General features: G+C 71.7%; 18 protein-coding genes. 6 read left to right on the top strand and 12 right to left on the bottom strand.

Features of this window, described 5'->3' with window-relative positions; all coding sequences use genetic code 11:
- Positions 1-1650: an ABC transporter substrate-binding protein gene (locus AMK13_RS19710; protein ID WP_074003433.1), complete on the bottom strand. Its 1650-nt coding sequence runs from the start codon at positions 1648-1650 to the stop codon at positions 1-3.
- A 345-nt stretch (positions 1651-1995) separates the two neighbouring features.
- Positions 1996-3480 (bottom strand): MFS transporter, encoded by a 1485-nt coding sequence (locus tag AMK13_RS19705; protein WP_074003432.1) that lies wholly within the window; start codon positions 3478-3480, stop codon positions 1996-1998.
- A gap of 125 nt (positions 3481-3605) precedes the next feature.
- Between AMK13_RS19705 and AMK13_RS19700 the strand changes: the two genes are divergently transcribed.
- Positions 3606-4040 carry a winged helix-turn-helix transcriptional regulator gene (locus tag AMK13_RS19700; protein ID WP_079272302.1) on the top strand — a complete coding sequence of 145 codons (435 nt, stop codon included), beginning with the start codon at positions 3606-3608 and terminating at the stop codon, positions 4038-4040.
- A gap of 199 nt (positions 4041-4239) precedes the next feature.
- Here AMK13_RS19700 and AMK13_RS19695 read toward each other — a convergent pair whose 3' ends face one another.
- From AMK13_RS19695 to AMK13_RS19670, 6 genes are all read right to left on the bottom strand, one after another.
- Positions 4240-4818, bottom strand: a complete 579-nt coding sequence (locus AMK13_RS19695) for a hypothetical protein (RefSeq protein ID WP_074003431.1) — start codon at positions 4816-4818, stop codon at positions 4240-4242.
- 544 nt (positions 4819-5362) lie between these two features.
- On the bottom strand, positions 5363-6502 hold the full coding sequence (locus AMK13_RS43575) for a hypothetical protein (protein ID WP_074003430.1): 1140 nt from the start codon (positions 6500-6502) through the stop codon (positions 5363-5365).
- Positions 6503-6507: 5 nt separating this feature from the next.
- On the bottom strand, positions 6508-8586 hold the full coding sequence (gene fxlM / locus AMK13_RS19685; protein WP_074003429.1) for a methyltransferase, FxLD system: 2079 nt from the start codon (positions 8584-8586) through the stop codon (positions 6508-6510).
- Positions 8587-8756: 170 nt separating this feature from the next.
- The gene (locus tag AMK13_RS19680) at positions 8757-10238 is read right to left on the bottom strand and encodes a LuxR C-terminal-related transcriptional regulator (protein WP_074003428.1); all 1482 of its coding nucleotides are present in this window, start codon (positions 10236-10238) and stop codon (positions 8757-8759) included.
- Complete coding sequence (locus tag AMK13_RS19675; RefSeq protein ID WP_074003427.1) at positions 10238-10744, bottom strand: LuxR C-terminal-related transcriptional regulator; 507 nt, start codon at positions 10742-10744, stop codon at positions 10238-10240. Before AMK13_RS19675 ends, AMK13_RS19680 begins: the two co-directional genes overlap by 1 nt.
- A gap of 36 nt (positions 10745-10780) precedes the next feature.
- Complete coding sequence (locus AMK13_RS19670) at positions 10781-12235, bottom strand: hypothetical protein (RefSeq protein ID WP_074003426.1); 1455 nt, start codon at positions 12233-12235, stop codon at positions 10781-10783.
- Between the two features lie 289 nt (positions 12236-12524).
- Between AMK13_RS19670 and AMK13_RS19665 the strand changes: the two genes are divergently transcribed.
- Both AMK13_RS19665 and AMK13_RS19660 read left to right on the top strand, forming a co-directional pair.
- Entirely contained in the window at positions 12525-13274 is a 750-nt protein-coding gene (locus AMK13_RS19665; RefSeq protein ID WP_074003425.1) for an XRE family transcriptional regulator, read from the top strand.
- Positions 13271-13741, top strand: coding sequence for an NUDIX domain-containing protein (locus AMK13_RS19660; RefSeq protein WP_074003424.1), 471 nt, complete (start codon positions 13271-13273; stop codon positions 13739-13741). Before AMK13_RS19665 ends, AMK13_RS19660 begins: the two co-directional genes overlap by 4 nt.
- Before the next feature lies 1 nt (position 13742).
- On the opposite strand, the gene AMK13_RS19655 is transcribed toward AMK13_RS19660, so the two are convergent.
- Complete coding sequence (locus tag AMK13_RS19655) at positions 13743-14288, bottom strand: HD domain-containing protein (RefSeq protein WP_074003423.1); 546 nt, start codon at positions 14286-14288, stop codon at positions 13743-13745.
- A 758-nt stretch (positions 14289-15046) separates the two neighbouring features.
- Between AMK13_RS19655 and AMK13_RS19650 the strand changes: the two genes are divergently transcribed.
- The 3 genes from AMK13_RS19650 (at position 15047) to AMK13_RS19640 (ending at position 18063) form a co-directional block, all read left to right on the top strand.
- Positions 15047-15868 carry a hypothetical protein gene (locus AMK13_RS19650; RefSeq protein WP_158077726.1) on the top strand — a complete coding sequence of 274 codons (822 nt, stop codon included), beginning with the start codon at positions 15047-15049 and terminating at the stop codon, positions 15866-15868.
- A gap of 156 nt (positions 15869-16024) precedes the next feature.
- Complete coding sequence (locus AMK13_RS43570; protein WP_074003421.1) at positions 16025-16411, top strand: hypothetical protein; 387 nt, start codon at positions 16025-16027, stop codon at positions 16409-16411.
- Complete coding sequence (locus AMK13_RS19640; protein ID WP_074003420.1) at positions 16408-18063, top strand: hypothetical protein; 1656 nt, start codon at positions 16408-16410, stop codon at positions 18061-18063. Before AMK13_RS43570 ends, AMK13_RS19640 begins: the two co-directional genes overlap by 4 nt.
- A gap of 10 nt (positions 18064-18073) precedes the next feature.
- Here the strand turns inward: AMK13_RS19640 and AMK13_RS19635 are convergent, their stop codons facing one another.
- The 3 genes from AMK13_RS19635 to AMK13_RS19625 are packed head-to-tail and all read right to left on the bottom strand — an operon-like array spanning position 18074 to position 21895.
- Positions 18074-18646 (bottom strand): DUF4913 domain-containing protein, encoded by a 573-nt coding sequence (locus AMK13_RS19635; RefSeq protein ID WP_074003419.1) that lies wholly within the window; start codon positions 18644-18646, stop codon positions 18074-18076.
- Positions 18639-20375 (bottom strand): type IV secretory system conjugative DNA transfer family protein, encoded by a 1737-nt coding sequence (locus tag AMK13_RS19630; protein WP_074003418.1) that lies wholly within the window; start codon positions 20373-20375, stop codon positions 18639-18641. Before AMK13_RS19630 ends, AMK13_RS19635 begins: the two co-directional genes overlap by 8 nt.
- On the bottom strand, positions 20372-21895 hold the full coding sequence (locus tag AMK13_RS19625) for an ATP-binding protein (protein ID WP_074003417.1): 1524 nt from the start codon (positions 21893-21895) through the stop codon (positions 20372-20374). The genes AMK13_RS19630 and AMK13_RS19625 overlap by 4 nt, the downstream gene beginning before the upstream one ends.
- Positions 21896-21901 lie beyond the last annotated feature (6 nt).

The raw sequence follows: 21901 nt of genomic DNA, 5'->3' as shown, positions 1-21901 counted from the left end.
TCAGGCCACCCCGATGCCGTAGAAGTCGGTGTTGGCGTCGACGTCCAGGACCAGCCCGTTCACCTTGCCGTGCCGGGCGACGTCCATGGTGGCGATGTAGGCCGGGAAGGAGTACGCCTGCTCGACGATCTTCCGCTGGACCTTGCGGTACAGCTCGGCGCGCCGCTCGGCGTCCACGGTCGCCTCGGCCTCGTCCAGCCAGCCGTCGATCTCGGCGTCCTTGACCCGGCTGCCGTTCGCCCCGCCGCCCCCGAACTGGGACTTGGAGTGGTAGAGGCTGCCCAGCAGGACCGGGTCGGAGCCCTGCCAGGCGAAGGCGAACACGTCGTAGTCGCCCTTGCCGGTGCGCCCGATGGAGCCCGCGGAGTCCAGCGGCACCAGCTTCAGCTCGATGCCGACCTGCTTCAGCGCGTCCTGCACGCCCACGTCGAAGGTGTGGTTCTGGGCCGAGACGAAGGTCTGCACGTACGGCTGCTCGGCGCTGAGGCGCTTGCCGTCCCTGGTTCGGTAGCCGTCGGCGTCCCGCCCGGTCCAGCCGGCCTCGTCCAGCAGCTTCTCCGCCTTCTCCTTGCTGTACTCCCAGGCCGGCTTGGCGAACGAAGGCTCGGCGCCGGGGGTGGAGGGCGCCAGCGGCCCCCAGGCCTGCTCGTACTCGCCCTGGAAGACGCCCTTGACGATCCCGGCGAAGTCGATGGCGTGCCGGACGGCCTGCCGGGTGCGCGGGTCGTCGAACGGCGCGCGGGCGGTGTTGAGGTAGTAGGTGTAGGGGACGCCGGGGACCGCCTTGCGGACCACCTCGACGCCGTTGCGGCCGCGCAGGCCGGCCAGCCGGTTGGCGGGGATCAGCTCGGCGGCGTCGACCTGACCGGACGTCAGGGCGCCGACCCGGGAGGCGTCCTCCTTCAGCAGCAGCACGACGATGCTCTCCAGCTTCGCCGGCCCCTGGTGGGCGGCGGTCGGCGGGGCCCAGTCGTAGTCGGACCGGCGCTTGAACACCGCCTGCTGACCCGGCGTCACCGACTCGAAGGTGAACGGGCCGGTGCCGACGACGAACGCGCCGCCGGAGGAGAGGTCGCCCGCGTGGTCGCGCAGCGCGACGGGGGAGTGGAAGCCGAGGAAGGTGCTCCCCGCCGAGTTGAGGAACGAGGCGTGGGGGGCCGTCAGGTGCACGGCCACCGTGCGCGGGTCGACCACCTCGGTCTCCTTGTAGGGGCCGAGCAGGCCGGCCGCCCGCTTGGACGCCGTCTTCGCCGCCGTGACGTGCTCGAAGTTCGCCTTCACCGCCGCCGCGTCGAACGGGGTGCCGTCGCTGAAGGTCACGCCGGTGCGCAGGGTGAAGGTGTAGGTGAGGCCGTCGGGCGAGACCGTCCACGACTCGGCCAGCCACGGCTTGACGGTCCCGTCCGGAGCGATCGCGACCAGCGACTCCAGCACCGGGCGCAGCAGCCGCCCGGTGACGGCAGTGGACGCGGCGTGCGGGTCCCAGCTGTCGGGTTCGACGGCGGCGCCGTAGCGCAGGGTGCCGCCGCCGGCGCTCTTCGCGGAGGGCGGGGCGGAGGAGTCGGAGCAGGCCGTGAGGACGGCGGGGCCGATGACGGCGGCGGCGGTCAGGGTGACCGGGAGACGGAGGAAACGGCGTCTGGTGTACATGGGTTCTTTCTCGATCCTGCGCGAGGCGGGGAACGGTGGGCGGCGTGAGGCCCGCCCACCCCGCGGGGGAGACGCTGATGGACCCGGCCGCGGACGATGCGACGAGTCTGCTGGCTCCGTCCGGATCCGACCCCCCTGACCGTCCCCCTAAGCGGGCCCTTTCCCGGGGCCCGCGGGTTTCGCGGTGGGATCCTCGTGGGTGTGCTCGGCCGGTGTCTCGGCCGACGTGTTCCGACGCGGTGCTCCGACGTGGTGCCGAGTGCGGTGCGGCCCCGGCGGCGGTGCGCGCCGTCGGGGTGGTGCGGCCGTTCCGGGAGGCCCTCCGGAACGGCCGCACGGGGACCGTCAAACGTGCGGTACGGGGGTGTCCGCAGACTTGAGGTCCGACTCGGGGGCGCTCTCGGCGCCGTCCGCGGGGCTGCGCAGGACGAAGGCGGCCACCAGGACGCCGACCGCCACGAACAGGGCGCTGAGCCCGTAGGAGAGGTGGAAGCCGCCGGTGAGCGCCGCCACCTTGCTGTCGCCCTCGCCGAGCAGCGTCGCGGTGCGGGAGGCGGCCACCGTGGCGAGCACGGCGGTGCCGATCGAGGCGCCGACCTGCTGGGTGGTGTTCACCAGGCCGGAGGCGATGCCGGCGTCGTTGGGCGAGGTGACCGACATGGCCTGGCCGATCAGCGCCGGCATGGCCGCGCCGAAGCCGAGGCCGAGCAGCACGAACGGCGGCACGATGTCGGCGAGGAAGCTGCCGTCGCTCGGCACCCGGGCCAGCAGCGCGAGCGCCGCGGCCACCAGCAGCAGGCCGACGACCAGCACCCGGCGGGGCCCGAACTTCTGGTTCAGCTTGACCGCGAAGCCCAGCGAGACGATCGCGATGGTGACCGGCGCGGGCAGGAAGGCGAGCCCGGTCTTCAGCGCGTCGTAGCCCAGGACGTTCTGGAAGTAGAGCGCGGTGCAGAACTGGTAGCCGAACAGGCCGGCGACCATCAGGACCATGATGCCGTTGGCGCCGGAGACCGCCCGGGAGCGGAAGATGTGCAGCGGCAGCAGCGGCTTGGCCGCGTACGCCTGGCGGACCACGAAACCGACCAGCAGTACCAGCGAGCCGGCCAGCAGGCCCAGCGTGCGGGCGTCGCCCCAGGTGTACTCCTCGGCCTTGATGATCGTGTAGACCAGCAGCATCAGACCGCCGGTGGCGAGCACCGAACCGATCAGGTCGGCGCCCTCGCGCAGCCCCGCTCCCTTCCCGCCCGGCACCACGCTCTGCGTCAGCACGAGCGCCACCAGGCCGATCGGCACGTTGACGTAGAACACCCACGGCCAGCTGAAGCTCTGCGTCAGCACGCCGCCCAGGATCAGGCCCAGCGAGGCGCCGGCCGCGGAGACGAACGCGTACGCCGCCAGTGCCTTGGCGCGCTCGCCGGCGTCGGGGAACAGGGTGATGATCATGCCCAGGACGACGGCCGAGGCGAGCGCCCCGCCGACCCCCTGGACGAACCGGAACACCACCAGTGCCGTCGAGGAGGAGGACAGGCCGCAGGCCAGCGAGGCCACCGTGAACAGGCCCAGGCCCGCGCTGAAGACGCGCTTGCCGCCCAGCAGGTCGCCCAGCCGGCCGGAGAGCAGCAGCAGCCCGGCGAAGGCGATGAGGTAGGCGTTGACCACCCAGGCCAGGCCGGACTGGGTGAAGCCGAGGTCGGTCTGGATGGTCGGGAGGGCGACGGTCACGATCGAACCGTCGAGGATGATCATCAGGTTGCCGGTGCAGAGGAGCCCCAGTGCCAACCAGCGTGACCTGGAAGGCTGGAGGGACGGCGGGGCTTGCGTGGTCATCGGAGCAGTCCTTCGGGGGAATGGCCCGGGAGGGGCGCCCGGTGGCGCCCGCGCTCCCTGAGGGCACTTCTTGTTACAGCGACCATCATGTGTGACCATCAAGTCCACCGTAAGGAGGCACTTTCATGTTCCTGGGGAACAACGATGTGATCGAGGACATCGACGAGACCGGCGGCCTCGACGACCCGGCCCCCGCCCGCGAGGCGTGCACCGTCCTGGAGGCGCTCAACCGGATCAGCGGCAAGTGGGCGATCGGCATCCTGCTCAACCTCAGCCACGGCCCGGTCCGCTTCACCGAACTCGAACGGTCCGTACCCGGAATCAGCCGCCGCATGCTCACCCTGACGCTGCGGAACCTCGAACGCGACGGACTGATCGAACGCACCGTCTACGCGACCGTGCCGCCCAAGGTGGAGTACCGCGGCACCGAGATGGCCGCCGAACTCTACGCCTCCCTCAAGGGCCTCACCGCCTGGGCGGAACGCCACCGCGACGCCATCGCCCGCTCACGCGACTCCTACGACCGGGAGCAACTGGCGGCGGGCACCGGAGACCTCTGAGGCCAGGCCCTCCGCTACGCGAAGGGCGAGCCCGTCATCACGCTCGACGGGCTCGCCCGGGTACTGCACGTCGACCGGCAGGAGATCGCCGGCCGGGTCCTGACCCCAGCCGTTCGGCGCGGCGGCGCCCGAAGAACTGCCGGATGGAGCAAGGACGTTGGTGGCAAGCAGGGCTCGGTCTGACCGCCACGATCCCGGGCTACGTCAGCTTGTAGGCCATCTCGGCGAGCTCGAGTGCCTGGCGGAGCGTGTCCTCGTCCGTGATCTGCACGCTCACCCGGTAGGCCCGGTGGCCCTTGGGGACGAGATAGGCGTCCGGTGCGATGCCGTGAAGGGTCGCGGCGTCGCTGTCGTAGTTGAGCCGCAGGTTGACCACGCCGGTGTCGGCGTGGACGTACGCGAACCCGCCGAGCTGGCTTCCCTGCCGTCGCAGGCGCAGGTAGTCGCTGTAGTCGAGGGGTTCTCCCTCCTGGTGGGTCTTCCGCTTGACCCCGTGCAGCGCGGCGTTGGGCCACGACGTCGTCTCCTCGAGGAACGCGACGAACTGCTCCGCGGCGGGGTTCCGGGTCAGCATCTTCCTCACCTCCGCCTGGCCCTCGGCCGCGAGGCCGGGAATCGGCAGCGACTGCCGGCTGCCCCCGACCGCCGCGTCCTCCCCTGCGGTGGGACGGCTGGCGGGCGTCGGGCCCACTCCCATCGCGGCGATGAGCTGCCTTCCCACGTCGGACGCGTCCAGCTCTTCTGCCGTGCCCTCCACCTGGATGAACGTGACCTTCACTTCAACCCCTCCCTGAGTTGCATCGGTACATGGAAAGTAGCATCAACTCCCAATGTATGAAATGTACTTAGGAGGCCCTGGAGTAGGAGGTGCCGGGTGCCGGAATGGGTCTTCGTCGTGCGCCCGAGGCTCCGGACCAAACCGTCCGTTCCATGAGAACCTCCAGCCACGCGACGACCGAGGCCGGTTCGCGTACGGGAGGGCGTCGCCGAGTATGTCTCCTACACCTACCGCGGCGGGGCCGGCCCCGCGGATCCGGCCGGTCGGGTGCGGTCCGGGGCGCGGCGGATCAGCCGTTCCCGGTCCTCAACCGTCTCGTCATGAAGCCCACAAGCCTTCTGCTGGGCCTGTCGGTTGTGCATCCTCGCTTCGATTGTCACGCCGGAGAGGAGTTTCAGATGAGCCGACCCGGCCAGGGCCGCCTTGCGCTGACACACCACGCCTGATCATCCCTTCTGGAGGGACGATCAGGCGTCAGCGGGGATCGACTCGGCAGCATGCCTGGTCAGACCGTCGATCGTTTGAGGCAACTCCGAAGGCTGCTTCAGCTGTGTGCTGTTCTGGGGATGTGATGTCCGAACGGGTTTCCTGCGGGTGGGACCGGGTCCGGCGGGGAGGCTTCGAGCACCGCCCGGGCGTCGGCGAGGGCGGCCTCCAGCTGGTCGCGGAGGGGCTCGGGGAGGGTGGCGGAGCCGAGTGCGCAGGCGGCGAGGGCCTGTGCGAGTTCGGCCGTCCGGCCGGTTCCGAGGCGGTCGCGTACACCGGGGTGGGCGAGGAGATCGCGCAGTGCGTAGCCGTCGCCCGTTTCACCCGCTCGGTGGGAGAGCTGCTCGATCAGGTCTCGGGAGGCGGGGGTGTCCGGGCCGGCGGCGTCGATCGCGGTCAGGGCGAGGCGGGTGGTGAAGACGGCCAGGCCCTCATCGGGTTCGAGGGCGAGGCAGTGGTCGATCGCGGTTTCGGCGGCGGGCCGGTCGCCGGGGTGGCACAGGGCGGTGAGGACGGCGGTGACGGCGTTCTCCCAGGGCGCGCCCGGCTCGGTGTCGGCCAGCAGGGCGAGGGCGCCGGGGAGGTCGCTGGCGGTGGCGTGGGCGAGGACGGCGACTTGGCGGCCGTCGAGGATGCGCCGGCCGATGCCGCGGTGCTGCTCGATGTGGCGCAGGGCGTCCGTCCAGCGGCCGGCGGTGGTGAGGGCGCGGGTGTCGTCGGCGATGAGGACGCGCCACAGCCACCGGCGGACTTCGCGCTGTTGCTCGGTGGTCTGGGTGAGGCGGGTGGGGATGGTGATGCCGTCGAGGGTGGTCTCGGTGGCGGTGGTGACGGCTCGGTAGAGGTCGAGGAGGAGCTGGTGGCCGTGCTGGTGGTGGCCGGCGCGGATGTGGAGGCGGGCGAGGTTGACGACGGGTTCGAGGAAGTGGATGGCGCTGGTCGCGGGGAGCGGGCCGCGGGTGAGGTGGAGGGCGGCGTGGCGGTGGCAGAGCTCGCGGGCGTAGCCGGGCAGGGCGAGGTCGGAGGCGAGGAGGGCCGCCTGGTTGAAGACGGCGGAGGCGAGGCTGGGATCGTCCTGCCGGGAGGCTGTGTCGGCCAGCTCGGTGAGCCGGCCGACACGGGCGGTCAGGGGCAGGCACGCGGGCCGGTGGCGTGCGACCAGCGGGAACCGCCGGGCGATCGGTCCGGTCGGGTGCATGCGGGTTACTCCCAGATGACGGTGATCGGGTGGTGGGGGCGGTCCAGGAAGAAGCGGCCGGCGGCCGGGTCCGCGGTGGCGGGGGTGTCCGGGAGTTCGAAGCGCGGCCTGCGGCTGCGGTAGCCGGTGTTCCAGGTGCGGATCTGGTCGGTGACGAGGTCGGCGAGGGCGGCGCCCGTCGGGCCGTGGCCGATGACGCCGGTCTCGTAGGTCTTGCGGCCGTCGGTGTCGGGTGGGCCGGGGCGCAGAGTGAGGTAGGCGAGGGAGGCGGCGTCCACGGTGGCCATGGCGCCCCAGCCGAACATCGGGTTCACGCCGCGTTCGCGGGCGGTGCCGGTGACGGCCATCCGCATCAGGGAGTTGGGGAGGGTGAGGGCCAGCCACAGGTCCTGGTACTCGTAGGTGGTGCCGGCCGGGATGGTGACGCCGGTCCAGACGTCGTGGCGCTCGGTGTCGAGGACGCCGAGCAGCAGGTCGGCGTGGACCGCGTCGCTCTGGTCCTTGTGGACCTGGAGGGTGACGTCGCCCTGGTGGGTCAGGGCGACGGTGCGGCGGGCGTCGTCCATGCTGCCGCGCAGCGGCATGAAGACGGCGAGCTGGTCGTCGACGGACACCCAGCCGTTCTCGCCGCGCTCGAAGGCGATGGTGCGCGAGGCGGTGCCGCGCAGACGCAGCGGCAGGACGATCCGCCCGGTGGGCTTGACCTGCCGGAGCCAGGCGGTGGGCACCTCGCTGGTGCTCACGGTGGCGATCAGTCGGTCGAACGGGGCGCCGTCGGGGTGACCGAGCGCGCCGTCGCCGAGGACCACGTCGGCGTTGGTGATCCCGGCGTCCGCGAGGTGCTTGCGGGCGCCGTCGACGAGGTCGTCGTCCACGTCGACGGCGACCACGTGCCCGTCCGGGCCGACGATGGTGGCCAGGTAGGCGGCGTTGACGCCGGTCCCGGCCCCGGCCTCGAAGACGCGCTGGCCGGGCCGGGCGTCGAGCTGCTCCAGCATCAGGGCGACGATGGCGGGCTGGGAAGCGGCGCTGATCTGGGTGCCGGACCCGTCGGTCTTGGTGTAGGTGGGGTTGTCGGCGTAGGCGGCCTCCAGAGGGAAGCCGGGCAGGAAGTGCTCGCGGGGAACGGTGCGGAAGGCACGCTCCACCGAGGTGCTGGTGATGTGCTTCTGGGCGAGCAGACGGTCGGTAAGGCTGTTGCGCAGCTGCTCCGCGGAGGTGGCGGCGCTGTTGCTGAGAGTAGTCACGTCGGCGACCCTAGTGGTTGTGCGGATGGTGGGCTGCGAGGACGTGGGGCCCTCGCCGAAATGGAAGACGGTTTCCAACGCGCGTGCAGCAGTGGCGGATTGGTGCTCGACGGGCAGGCCGGCGCGGTTGGCGTGGAAGATCATCAGGTGGGCGAGGACGGCGCGTAGCCCGCGGGTGAGGCGGCCGTCGCGCGCCAGGCGGACGAGGTCCTGTCCGGCCTTCTCGAAGGCGTCGACCCAGTCGGATTGGCCGGCGAGCGGTTCACCAGGGTGGGTGAGTCGGCGGGTGTCGAGGGTCATCAGGCGGCGCATCGCGGCGGTCAGGGGGGCTGCCAGTACGGGTGCGAGGGCGGGCGGCTCGGGTCGCAGTTCGGCGAACTTGGCCCAGACGTCGCCCTGTTCGTACCAGTCGAGGCCGGCGGAGCGGAGCATGGCGGAGACGAGGACGACGAGGGTCTCGGTCCGGCCGAGTGCGGGCGGGTCGGGCTCGGCGGTACGGGCCATCAGGTGCCGGCTGTCGGTGTGGAAGAGCCGGTGGGCGATCTCCATGGCGTCGGGGCCGCCGAACGCCTCGGTTTCCGGTTCGTAGATCACGGTGGCCCAGCCCGTGAGGAGTCCCTCCTTGGCGAGCACGTCGAGGAGCGCGGTGATGACGAGGGCGGGGTCGGCGGCGCGGTAGCGCAGTCGCAGCCCCTTTTTGCGGATGTACCACCAGCCGTTCAGCGCGCCGGAGTTCTGGCCGTAGGCGAGGACGGGGGCCAGGCGGTGGGCGGTGATCTGTTCGACGGTGGCAGGGTCGGCGAAGGTGAGGTCGTGCTGGATCCAGCCGGTGGTCATCGAAACGGTCCTTGGTCAAGCGGTCAGGCGGTCAGGAGGCAGACGCCCGGAGCGAGAGCGCGAGGCGGCGGGGGTGGGGTGCCGTTCAGCGTGCGGAGCGGCACCCCACCGGGATCACTGGCCGGAAGCCGCCCAGATCGGGAGGCTCTCAGCGACGGAGGCGGTCCGGATCAGCCAACCCATAGAGGTGTTGGAGGCAGGGTGACGACGCCGGTGACGAGGGCGACGGCAGCGGCGTGGGTGCGGCTGCCGCGCCACGAGAGCGCACGGACGACCCTGGCCTCGACGGTGCGGGCCTCGCGCAGGCTCAGTCCGGCGGCGTTCGCCCCGGCCTCGCTCATCGTCCCGGTGCAGATCAGCGTGAGCACGGCTCGCCCCGCCTGATCCAGCTCGGGCACCCGGTCGGGCAGCCCGGCGCGCAGCCGCTCGGTGCCGATCAGCTCCGTCGTGATCAGGCGGACGGCCAGGTGCGCGTCGTCCACGGCGCCGGCGCGTCGGCGCAGGTCGGCCAGGCGGTGACGGACCAGGTACTCCCCGGCATGGACCCGGCCGCTGATCTCGGCGATGGTCAGCCCCTCGGCGGCGAGTTCGGCGATCCGCCGCTCCAGCCCGTTCAGCTCGGGCGCAGGGGCACGTCGTGGCTCCGTCCTCGGAACGAAGCTCGTGGTCGCCAGGACCCGGCGAAAGCCGGCTTCCCCGGCCACGGGTACTTGATCGGCGGTGCACGCGAGCAGGAGGTCGTCGGCCGGTGCACCGAGGCGGTGGGCGGCGGCCACGTAGGCGGCGGTGCCGTTGTGCGCGCCCTGGCGTACGGCGCAGGACCAGGCCGCTCTCAGCCCGACCACTCCGACGGCACGGTCCGGATCGACCGCCACGGCAGGAAGCACCAGAGCGCACGGGAGGCCGAGGGCCAGCGCCTGGTGCACCAGCCGGACGACGGTCGGCGCGCCCCCGCGAGGCGCGGCGCCGGCCAGAACCTCCGCCAGCGACGGCACTTCCGGAAGGGCGGCCAGCGCGCCGAGGTGTACGACCAGACCGCGCGTGGACCGGAGCATCGCGACGGCGCGCTCCACCGGATCGGAACGGTGGCAGAGCTCTGCCGGGGTCGTCGCTACGGGTCCGGACGCACCGGCCGCTCCCTTCGTCCGGTGGTGCCTGGTGCGGCCCTGGCCCGAATCGGCCGCCATGGGTGTGGTGAGCCCGGCCAGGGTGTCCCCGGCCGGGTCGATCAGCTGGTGTTCCAGTGCTCGGCGGACGGCGACAACGCGCTTGCGCGTGCCGAAGACGTCCAGCACGGCGTCCTCGTAGAGCTCCGCCGCGCGCTCCCGGACCTCCAGCGCGCGGGCGACGTCGAGGCGGTTCCCACCCGCTGCCCAGATCCGCAGGATCAGCGTCTGCTCGTCCGTGAGAGCCGGCGGAGCACCCGTCGGGGCCGAACGCGTGAGCAGGCCGGACTGCCACGCCCAGGTGAAGGCCTGGACCCGGTTCGCCGTCCCCAACCGGTCGTACGCCTGGCGCAGGTGGTACTTGACGGTGTCGACACTCAGATCCATGGCCGTGCCGATCGCCGCGTTCGTCATCCCGAGACCGACCCTGTCCAACACCGCGACGAACTGCGCGGCCGGCGCCGTGGACGCCACTTCCGTACGCATCAGCACGCTTTCGCCCGCTGCCGAAGCCTGCTGAGCTTCACGGCCGGCCAACCGACGCCGAGTGCCCGCAGCGGTACCAGGTCGCCGAGAACGGCCGCGGCGCTCGCCTGCTCCCGCGACCGGGCCCCGAGCGTCCTCAGGACGGTCTGGGTGTAGGTCTTCACCGTGTTCACGGCCAGGCCCAGGCGCTCGGCGGTGACGGTCGCGTCCTCGCCGCCCACCAGCCCGGCGAGGACGGCGATGTGCTGTGCCGACAGCGGGTTGCCGATGGGGTTCATCAGGTGCACCTCCTGCACCAGGCCCCATCCCGCGCCCAGGGCGGTGGCGTGGAAGCGCGACTTCGCTCCGATCTTCGGCAGCAGAGTGAGGGCGGCAGTACCGACCCTGGCCCGCTCGATCCCGGTGGCCCGGCTGATCGCCCCGTACAGGGCGCCGCGGGCCAGCTGCTGCAGGAGGAGGACGTCGGCCTCGGACAGGTCGGGCTTGACGGGGCGGGAGGTGGGCATGGCGGATCTCCAGCAGAAGCGGGGGAGGAGGGGAGGCTACGACCGGTCGAGGGCGGCCAGCAGCGAGGGCCCGATCCGTCGGGCGGCGTGGGGGCCGATGGTCAGGACCAGGTCGCCCCGTCGGACGAGGGAGGCGACCAGCGACTCGGGGCCCGGCTGGTCCAGGCCGGGCTCGTAGCGGATCACCGTGCCCGCGGGACTGGCGGTGAGGATGCTCTCGCCGCCGTCGACGCGGTTGTGGTGACGGGGGAACGTCGAGTGGACGGGCAGCAGCACCGTCCGGTCGGCGGCCGTCAGGGCGTCGGCGATCAGGCCGGCGAGCGTGTTCGACCGCAGATGCCCGGAGGGCTCGTACACGGCCACCACCGCGCCCTCGGTGAGCATCCGGGCGCCTTGGAGGTCGGCCTCGATCTCCCTCGGGTGCACGGCGATGGATTCCACGACGTCGATTCCACCCCTCGTGCCGAGCCGGGTCAGCGACCGCTCGACGCCGGCGAACGCGCCGAGCCCGTTGACGAGTTCGTGGCCGGGGACACCGAGCGCCCAGCCCGCGGCCCAGGCCGTCGCCACGGCCATGGCGGAGTTCGTCCCCGCGACCGGCACGGTGAAGGTGTGACGCTCGCCGCCGGCCTGGACGGTGACCCGGTGCTCCTCACCGGTCCAGAACCTCCCGAGGACCTGCACGTCCATGTCGGCGCCGCGACCGACGGTCACCACCCTCGGGCCCCGGCGCCGGCGCAGCCGGTCCGCGAGCTCCAGGCAGCCGGGCTGGGCGGCCCACAGCACCGCCGTGCCGCTCCGTCGGGCGAGGGCCTCCATCTGGTCCAGCGCCTCCTGCTGGTTCCACCAGCTCGGCGGTGCGGCGTCCGCGGCGGTGACCAGCGTCACGGCCGGGTCGAGGCCTTCGCCCAGGGACCGGAAGTGCCAACCGGGCGGCGAGGCGTCGTGGCCGGAGCTGTCCGGGCACAGGTCCACCACCAGGAGCTCTCCGCCGCCGTCGTAGCCGGCGGAGTCCCCTTTGGGTGCCTCGGCGAGGATCCACCCCGGGTCGCGGCTGACGAGCGCGCAGGTGAGCGCGGCGGCGGTCATGGTGGTCGAGTGGCTGCCGGCGACGGCGACCGTGGTCGGCGCCGTGGCGGCCAGCAGCTCGACGGCCCGCCCGTAGCCCAGTATGGGAAGGCCTCGGCCGACGGCATGGTCCAGGACCTCGTGGACCACGGTGTTGTCCCCGCCCCAGATCAGCGCGGCCGTCCCGGGAGTGGCCGCCCGAAGGCCGACACCGCACCGTTCAAGCCTTTGGAGCAGGTCGGGGCGGGAATCGGGGCGCGGCGGCGAGACCGTCACCCGAGCGTGCCTCCGGGCCAGATAGGAGGCCAGGCCCGCGATGCCGGGGGTGTGGGGGTCGAGGATGTGGACGGCCGAGAGGAGGCCGGGCAGCGGCAGGGGCCGTCGAGGCGCCTCGGTGCTGTCGGCGTCGGCGGTCGCGTTCACGCCGCCTCCGTCAGAGCGAGCCCCTTGGGGCTGACGTGGATGTCGGCGAGGACGCCGGCGGTGCCGATCAGGTCGCTGACGACGGCGCTGAGGATGCAGGGGATCATGGCGAGTCTCCGCAGATGAGCGGGTGGATTCGAGCCGGCCGATTCGATCCGGTCGAACCGGCGGAGACTCAGAATGCCGGTGGGGAGGGGGACATGATCAGGCCTGAGCTGGACGTCTTGGGACGTCCTCGGTATTCTCCTGGAGTCTCAATACGTCCCAAGACGTCCCATTCGGGGGTGCCATGGCGAACGAACGCCTTCGGTCCGCGCTGGTCGTCCGCGGAGTCACCGAGCGGGAACTGGCGGAGCACTGCGGAGTCGATGCCAAGACGGTGGAGCGCTGGATCCTCAAAAGCCGTGAACCGTACAGGCGGCATCGCCAGGCGGCGGCGGCCAAGCTGCAGACCGACGAGGACTACCTCTGGCCGGACGCGAAGTCGGAGACCCGGCGCCTGGACGAGGCCGACGCCGAGATCGTCCATGTATACCCCCACCGCTCCTCCGTGCCACCGGAGTTGTGGTTGCAGTTCGCTCAGCGCTCGGCTTCCGACATCGGCGTGCTCGTCCATGCCGGCGTCCATCTCGCCGAGAACCCGCGCTGGCACCGGGCGCTCGCCGAACGGGCTCGGGCGGGCGTCCGGATCCGTCTGCTGCTAGGTGACCCGGAGAGTACGGAGGTCGCGCGACGGGGCGAGGAGGAGGAACTCGGCGAGGGCGTCGCGTACAAGGTGCGCGAGGTCATCAAGCTCTACCGGCCGCTCTACGGAACGCCCGGCATCGAGTTCCGGACGCACCGGTCCACGCTGCACAACTCCTTGTACTGGTTCGACGACGAGATGCTGGTGAACACCCAGATCTACGGGGTGAGCGCACCGCTCACCCCGGTGCTCCACCTGCGCCGCGTCGTCGGCGCCCAGCTGGTCTCGACCTACCGGCAGAGCTTCGAGAAGGTCTGGGCCGGTGCTGTTCCGCTACCAAGGCAGGAATCGTGAGCCGGACCGACTACTTCGACGATCCGAAGGCCCCGGAAGCCCAGCGAATCGTGCCCGCCGTCACCGCGTTCGTGGTGAACGAGCGCGGCGATCTCCTGTTGGAGCGGCGCTCCGACAACGGCCGCTGGGGTATGCCCGGCGGGGTTCTGGAGATCGGCGAGAACCTTCCAGGGGCCGTCGTGCGCGAGGTGCGGGAGGAGACCGGTATCGAGGTCGAGGTCACCGGCCTCGTCGGCACGTACAGCGACCCCGGGCACGTGATCGAGTTCTCCGACGGGGAAGTGCGCCAGGAGTTCTCCCTGTGCTTCCGGGCGCGGCCGGTCGGCGGCCGCCTCACGGCCAGCTCCGAGTCCTTCGAGGTCCGCTGGGTTCCGCGAGCGGAACTCGAAGGGCTGGACATCGCCCCGACGACCTGGCTCCGCCTCGACCACGGCTTCCGGAACGAGCCGGCCCCACACCTCGGCTGACTCAGGCGCTGGCGGACTCGGCCAGCCGCTTCGCGACCCGGTCGACCACGGCCAGCAGCGCCGGGCGAGCCGCGGAGGCGGCACGGTGGACGACGTGGCCGGTGCCGTACCGGTGAAGGACCTCGTCGAGCCGGGACACCGGGTCGACCACGGTGCCGTCGGGTCCGCTCGTGAGATCGCAGTACGTGATCGCGTCCAGCAGGTCCGACGGCGGCCGGCGAAACTCCGCGAGCGCGGCCGACAGTCCCAGTTCGGCCGCTTCCCACTCCGAGGACGAGTGGTAGGCGACGAGCGAGCAGACCTCGGCATGGACACCGATCCGACGCAGGTACCGGGCGCCGTCGATCATGTGCTGGCCGGTGTCGACCGCCGAGGGCGCGTACCCGACATCGTGAAGAACTGCGGCGACACGCACCAGCTCCTCGTCGCCCCCGAGCGTCGGGCCGAGGAGCCGGGCCTGCTCGAAGACCTGACGGGAGTGCGCCCACCGCAGGGGGATGTCCGCGAGCAGCGATTCGGCGGTCCGGTACGCAAGGCTCAGGTTCATCGCTCAAGGCTAGGCGACGCAGGACGTGGGCCAGTGACCGGTGGTGCGAACCACCCGACGGCGGAGGATCCGGTACCAGCGTGAATGGACGGGATCGCCGAATCATCCAGCCTTGTCAGCAGCATTAAGTGTCACAATAAGCACTAACTCGCTGTACTCAGTCATTGCTGACTTCGCTCGCTCTCGGGACAGGGTTCGTCGACGGGGCCGATTCTCGGCTCACCCCTGATGGTTGGTCGGGTGGCCTTCGGAAACTCGGGTGCGCGGGCGCCAGTGCCGCGAGGATTGATGGCGCGCCGGTGCTTGTGATCAGGGTGAGCCGATGAGTTCGGATATGGCCGTCGCGTTGGCCGGTGAAATTCGGCAGGCGTGTGCTACACCGGGGGAGCTCGTACCTGGAGGGGGCGGTGCCCGCCCGAAGCATCCCACTCCTTGTTGGTGCAGACAGACGTATATGCGGATAGTCGTGTGGGAGATGGTGGATGCGATCACTGCAGCCGGCGGAGCGGGAGGACGTCATTCTCGGTGTTCCTCCAGAGAATGATCAGAGGATTTGGGAGCGGCTGGCAGAGGAGGACGCGGTCTCGGCCGGACTCGTGGGGAGCTTGACGGCGGATGCCGGAACGGACGGCGGGTCAGTGCGTGCACACCTGGAATCGGCGGCACACGAGAAATCGGCAGGCGCTTGGGAGGTGCAGACGGATCAGTTGCCCTTGTGGCCCGAAAAGGGAACGGCTGAGTCGGCAGGTGCTCGGCTGGTGACGGACCAGGTCGGGCTGCCCGATCTCAGGGTGCAGCTCCGTGAGGTGATGGAGGCCTGGAAGGAGATCGTGCCCGCGGGGCGCAGCACGGCCGACGATCTGCGAGTGATCCTGGAGGCCGATGTCGAGGCGCTGCGGGTTCGGTGGCAGCAGGTTGCCGCGAAGTCGGGTGGACCTGTGATGCGGGACGTGCAGGGGCCGACGGTACTGCCTGCCGCAGGGTACGGCGCGGAGGCCGTCAACGCAGCTCTTCGCGATGCCGAGCGATGCGACCCAGACCTTCGCGGACTGGAGGAATGGCGCCAACTTGGGGCCGTACGGGAAGCGGTTGGCCGACTGTGGCGAACTCTCGCGCTGAGGGCAGGTGAATGTGCCGGTCGGCTCTTCGCCGACCACCGTGTCTCCGAGTTCCTTCGCAATGTGTCGATCCGCGCCTGCGAGACGATCGCCCGGCTCGCCCAACTGGCCTCTGACCGGCTGCGCCGCGGCCAGATCGGGCTGCCGAGCGCGGAGGCCCTCCTGGTTCTCGGCAACGCGGCAGGTGCCTACAGCATGTCCGCGCGGCGTCAGGATGGAGGTCCCGCCGCCGGGACTCCGTCCATCACCGTCGATGTTCCCGAGCTGCGGCGGATGGGCGAGGCGCTGCAACGGCCTGGCCCGACGGCCGCGCAACCAGGAAGCGTCTCGGCGAGAGCGGCCACGGCGCGGTCGGCCCGTACGTCCCCGAGGCGGCCGACCGCCGCTGCGGGTGAGCGGCCGGCGCACCTGCGACGCGGCGGATCGTCCGTCCAGCCGGGGCGCACGCCCAAGCAGAGGTGAGCCGAGGCCGGGAGCGAACTCGGCGAGTTCATCCGATCCGGTGAACCGCCCTGCTGTCAGGCCCGTGTTTTCCACAGCAACCCCGGTCGGTACCCCGAACCGGTGCGAGCTGTGCTCGTCTGTCTCCGCACCGCCATCCCATCGGAGGACCGAATCATGAACCCGAACCCGAACCAGCCGGACGTCGAACAGGCGGCCGCCACCGCCCTGAGGACGGCCGCCACTGCCGCACACGCGCTCGCGGACCTGGCCGTCCGCGACGACCGCTACGACCAGCTGGCCGCCCTCACCGCCGCCTCCTACGCCACCGAGGCGACCATCTACCTCCCACTGCCCGACCGCGACCCCGAGGGCGGCGACCGCCTGGCCGACCACGACCTGGTCGACCACCTGGCCGGCCTCGCCGACGCACTCGACGAGCTCGCCCGGCGCTCGCCCGACGTCCGGCGGATGCGGGACCGTCACATGGCCGCCCTCCACGCCCGGGACGCCGCCGCCGCACTGCGCGATGCCCTGCCGGTCGAGCAGGGAGCGGCCGGATGACGGACGTCACCTGGGGTGATTTCGTCACCCTGGCCTTTTCCAGGATGGAGTACGCCCTGGCGGCCCTCACCCTCGCCGACGCCGATAGCCCGAGCACACCAGGTCAGCACGCCGCTCGCAGCGAGGCGCTGGCGGACGTCTTCCAGCTGCTCCACCGCGGCACCAGCCGATTCGGAGCCCTCGCTCCCGACCCGCTCGGCATCGCCGAAGGCGACGTGGCCCGACTGCACAGCAACGTGGAGATCCTCGGACGGTTGCTGCGGGACGAGGCCTTCTACGCGTGGCCCGAGCCCGACCCGGCAGCGTCGCACCTGGCCGAAGCCGTGGGCTTCCTCCGCTTCGCCGGAGACTTGCTCGCCAGCCACCACGGGCCGGACGGAGAGCCCCGCAGCCCCTACACCGCGTACCTGGACAGCTCCGGGGTCGCGCGCCACGTGGTCGCCCAGACGGCCGAACTCGCCAGCGTCGCCGGGCGGGTGGCCGTGCGGATCGGCCAGCTGTGCCCGTCCGACCGCCGGGTGATTCGCAGCCATGACGTGGCCTACCGCCTCAGGGAGCGCGCGGTGCTCATCGAGCGGGCGGCGATCGGCATCCAGCGCCAGCTCCACTCGCCCCGCCCGTCCGTCCCGGCTCCCGGCCTCACGCACCTCCCGCAGGCCGCCACGGCGCCGCCGCCCCCGGTCAGGCCGGGCGAGTCGCAGTACGAAGCGCTCCGGGCGGTCGGCGGAGGTTTGGAATGGCTGGCCGCCCACGTGGCGCAGCAAGCGTCCCAGCGCCTCCCGGACGCCACCGTCGCCGAGTTGTCGATCGCCGCCGACCACTCCGCGGTGGCCCACCTGCTCACCGCCCGTCTGATCGAGCACACCCGGGATCTCCTCACATCCGACCCGGTCGCCCAGGGCGTCGTGGAAGTGGTCGGCGGCGCCTTGCGAGAGGCAGCTCAGGCCTGGCAACAGGCCGCGGCCAGTTGGAAGTCGGGCCTCGGCAGCGCGCCCGCGGCCTCGAACCCGCGCCTCGTCCGCGAGGCGGAGTTCGCGGTGGTCCGGCTCGGGCGCACCCTCTTCTCCCCGGGCTGGACCCGCCGCGACACCGGGCGGCGCGCCCCCAGGGCCCCGCACGAGATCATCACGGCGCCGGGCGACGCAACCCACCTGCTCGCTGCCGCCCACGCTGTCCCCGCAGCCGGACAGATCCTCGCCGAACACGTTCCCCGTATCGGCTCCGCCCTGGTTCAGCGCGGAGCACTCCTCAGTTCCGATCCCGCCCACAACCCTCGCGGCAGCGCACCCTCCGACCAGTTCCGGGACGGTTGGACCAGGTGGTACCCGGCCTCGCCCGAGCAGATCCGCCACATCACGATCGCCTACGACAGCGCCCGTCAAGCGTCCGCCGCAGCGCAGATCGCCACCGCGCGCGCGGCCGAAGCGGTCGGCAGCCCCCTTCGCCGGGCCGTGCTGGAGGCCGACCGTCGGAACACGCTCGGCTTCACCGGTGACCCCTCCCACGACACCCGCCGGGTGAAGGCCGCCGCCGCCCGTGCCCGCAGCACGACGGTGGCCCGCCCGTCGGACCCGGCGCGCCTGCCGGCCCACCGCGCGTCCGAGCTGTCCCGAGAGGTCGGTGCGCTCCATCCGCGGAGGAAGACCCGGTAGCGTCGGCCGGTCAGCTGTCGTCCTCGGTCGTGCACCAGGCGCTGGGCACCCTGCCGGGCAGTCGGTGCCCGGTCCGGTGTTCGCCCTTGGTGCAGCCGGCGAACGGCCCTCCCGGACCGCGCAGGTCGGCGATGTGCGGCCGGTAGTGGTCGCGGTACCAGACGCTGGGCCCGGTGTAGCCGCAGGTGGCGGGATCGGTGAGTTCCTGCCAGGCCAGCCACATCGCGTGCAGGACACCGACGGCGTCCCAGTGCTCGATCCACAGATGGCACCACCGGGATTCGGCGGATGCCTCGCCGAGGCAGCCGGGGACGAGGACGCCTTCGACCCACTCCGCGAGCAGCCTCAGCTCCGCGTCGCGCTGCTCGCCTTCGAGGAGGAAGAGGAAGGGCGGGTACTGCCACTCGGTGCTCTCCTCCTGCTCTGCCTCGGCGTCGTCGGTCTCACCTTTGTGATCCGCCGATCCAACCCCGCCCGAGCCGGACTCCCGGAGGTCCCGCAACTCGGCCTGAACGGCCTGGAGCATGGCCTTGAGATCGTCCACGTCCTCGGTGAGCACCCGATCCGCGGCTTCGTCAGTCATGGCGAGCCGACCTCCGGGCCTCCCAGGCGACGGCGGCACGCTTCGCGATGAGAGCCTCCTCGGTCTTCATCGCGGGGCCGAGGTGGGCCATGGCCTGCTCCTCGTACCAGGGGCGCAGGGCGATCTGGGCGACGGGCATGCCGGTGGACAGCAGCAGGGCGGTGCCGCGCTTCATGGCACGGACCTGGGCCGGTTCGAGGATCTGCTCGCGGTGCTCGCTGAAGGACGTCGAGCCGCCGTCGCGGCTCCTGGAACGGGACTCGCGGATGACGTCGTGGTTGCCGATGAGGGTGGCGATGTCGTTGACGAAGCGCGGGTCGTCCAGGCCGACGCCAATCACCTTCTTCGTGGCCGCGCTCCACAGGGCGTCCATGCCGACCTCTCCCCAGGCCCGTACGCCCTGCCGGTAGGACTGGAGGATCGTGCAGGGAGTGATGCCGCGTGAGCCGAGGTGGCTGTAGAGGTCGGGCAGGTCCTCGATCCGGCAGATGTTGGCCGCCTCGTCCAGGACCGCGCGCATCGGCTCGGGCAGGCGTCCGCCGTGGCGCTCTCCGGCCTCGGAGGCGGAGGTGAACACGGAGTCGGCCAGCGCGGCGACGACGGCGGAGGCGGCGCCGCCCTTCCTGCTGAGCAGGTAGAGGGTGTCCCGACTGAGCGCGAACTCCTCCGGCCGGAACCGGGGCCGGTGCCGGTCGGGGAGCAGCCAGGCGAGCACCTTCTCGTCGCGCAGCGCGCTGACGGCGGTGCGGGCGTTCTGGTAGATGCCGGACTGGGTCTCCTCGGCGATGTTGATGGAGCTGTCGACCTGTTCGGCGAGGACCTCCTCGTGCTGGTAGAGGATCCGCAGCGGCGCCCGTTCCTTGGGGTCGGCCAGCCACTTGAGTACGTGCCGTACGGTGGCGCCGTCCCACCAGGCGGCGCGGAACATGCCGACCAGCAGGTCGCCGGCGCCTTGAGACCAGAACGGGTCGGCGACGTCCGACTTGACCTGGTTGACGAAGTGCCCGGCCAGGCGCTCGGCGCGGTCGAGCGTCTCGGCCTCGGAGATGATGTCCCACCACCATGCCCGCTCGATCCGGGCCACGCCCTGGGTGTCGAACGCCCAGACGTTGCCCGCCTTACGGCGGGAGGCCAGGGTGGCGGCGTAGACATCCGGCTTGTTGCTGGTCAGCAGCAGGGCCGCCGGGGCTTCCTCGGCGACCGGGATCGCGATCGTCGAGGACTTGCCGGCCCGGGGTGCCATCAGGGCGAGGTAGGTGTCCTCGTCGGACCCGCGCAGTTCCACGCCGGTCGGCAGGTGGTCGCCGATCAGCACACCACGGTCGTGCGGCGCGACGGCGCGAGGCCTGACACCGTGGAGGGAAGCGCGCAGCCGGATGGCGGTGCGGGCTGCGCGCTCGGGAGCGAGGTCGCGTACCTGGTGGAGGGTGGCGAGGTGGGAGGCGTTGTGGAACCAGCGCAGTCCCGTCCGCAGGCCCCAGAGAAGGCCGGCGAGGACGACCAGGTCGAGGAGTACGGCGCCGATGGCACTGGTGGTGGGGGAGTTCGGCCAGACGGAGTGCCAGTCGCGCGTCATCTCGAAGACGGTGAAGGGGCTGAGCGGCGGGATGTCGGCTCCGGCGATGGCGGCGCAGACGGAGGCACCGGTCCAGGTGGAGGCGGACAGGACCACCGAGCCGCCGGCGAGGGCGCCGCCGGCGAGCCACGCCCGGTCGTTCTCGGTCATCATCGGCGGGCTCCTTCGGGTGCGTTCCCGGCCGTGTCGGTGTGGTAGAGCCGGTGCTCGGTGGAGGTGAGTTCCATCGCGGCGGCGATGCCGGGCCTGGTGCCGAGCTTGATGAGGTACTTGCCGCGGCCGGGATGGACGTGGTCGGAGGCGTCGAGGCCGGTGCTGGTGGCCGAGGCCCAGGACGTGATCAGCAGGCGTTCCTGTTCGGTCAGGGTTCGTTTGCCGGAGACGCGGCCGAGTTCCTCGTCGGTCGAGCCGCCGATGACCCAGGTGTCGCACCGGTCCATCAGGCCTCTGGCTTTGGCCCGGTCCTCCTCGGTGGGCAGGGCTTCCATGTCCTGGAGCGAGTGCGTGACGTAGATGGTGACGTCGTCGGTGGTGCGGTTGAGGCGGCTGATGGAGTCCATGGCGTCGACCAGGCCGGGGCCGGAACGCAGGGCCCGCCACATCTCGTCCATGGGCAGTACGAGTCGGCGGCGGATCACACCGAGGCTGCGGGCGCTGTCGATGGTGTTATAGGTGTAGGCCCAGCTGGCGATCATCCCGGCGGACACGACGTCACGGCCCCGGGCCCGCAGGGCGTCGATGTCGACCGACACCGCCGGGGCGTCCAGGTCGAGCGGCGTCGTGGTCGGCCCGTCGAACATGCCCTTGAGCGGCCCGTCGACCAGGTTGTCCAGCCCTGCCACGACCGAGCGGGTCAGGTCGAGGTACGTGTCGCCCTCGGCCGCCAGCTTGGCCCGCAGCGCCTCGGGGGCCTGGCGCAGGACGGTGGTGACGTCGGGGATGACCGGGTCGGTGCCCGGCGCGGCATCGGCGGCGAGCTGTACGGCGGTGGTGAGTGCGGAGCGTTCGATCTCGTCCGGCTGGCGGCCGAGCCCGCACCGGGTGGCCAGCAGGGCGCCGAGGGTCTCCAGCCGGCGCCCGTTGAGGACGTCGAGCAGGGCGCCGCGGTCGGCGGCGGGCAGCGAGGCCGATCGGCCCAGCAGAGGGCCGGAGTCGAGCGGGTTGATCCGGTCGGCCCCGGTGCCGATCCTCAGCACACTGCCGCCGAGTTCGCGGATCATCGCGGTGTACTCGCCCTTGACGTCGGCCGGCACGCACATCATGCTGCCGAACGCGACGTAGACGAGGCAGATGCGCTTCACCAGGGCGCTCTTGCCGACGCCGGGCTGGCTCATGACCCACACCCCGGGATTGGTGGTCAGCTTCCCGGTCCAGCCGGACGGGTCGACACACACCAGCTCGCCGGTGAGCACGTCCCGGCCGACCGGCACTCCGCGAGGCGGCAGCCCCGAACCGAGGAGGAACGGATAGATCGCGCCGGCCTGGGTGGAGGGCCCGGTGTAGACGGTGCCGGTGTCCTCCACCGCTGCCCGGCCACCGAACAGGCCGCCCCAGCCCAGCCGCGGAGCGTAGGTTCGCCGCCCGCCCGGTACACCGCGGGCCTTCCCGCGCTCCGGCCGGCCGTCGTCCGGGTCGGGGTTCCAACGCGGCGTCAGCAGCTTCGGCTGTCGCATGCCGAC

Source organism: Streptomyces sp. CB02056, from assembly GCF_001905545.1.
Taxonomy (GTDB): Bacteria; Actinomycetota; Actinomycetes; order Streptomycetales; family Streptomycetaceae; genus Kitasatospora.
Note: the sequence above shows the minus strand (reverse complement) of the source record. Positions and strands in the feature narration are given on the sequence as shown.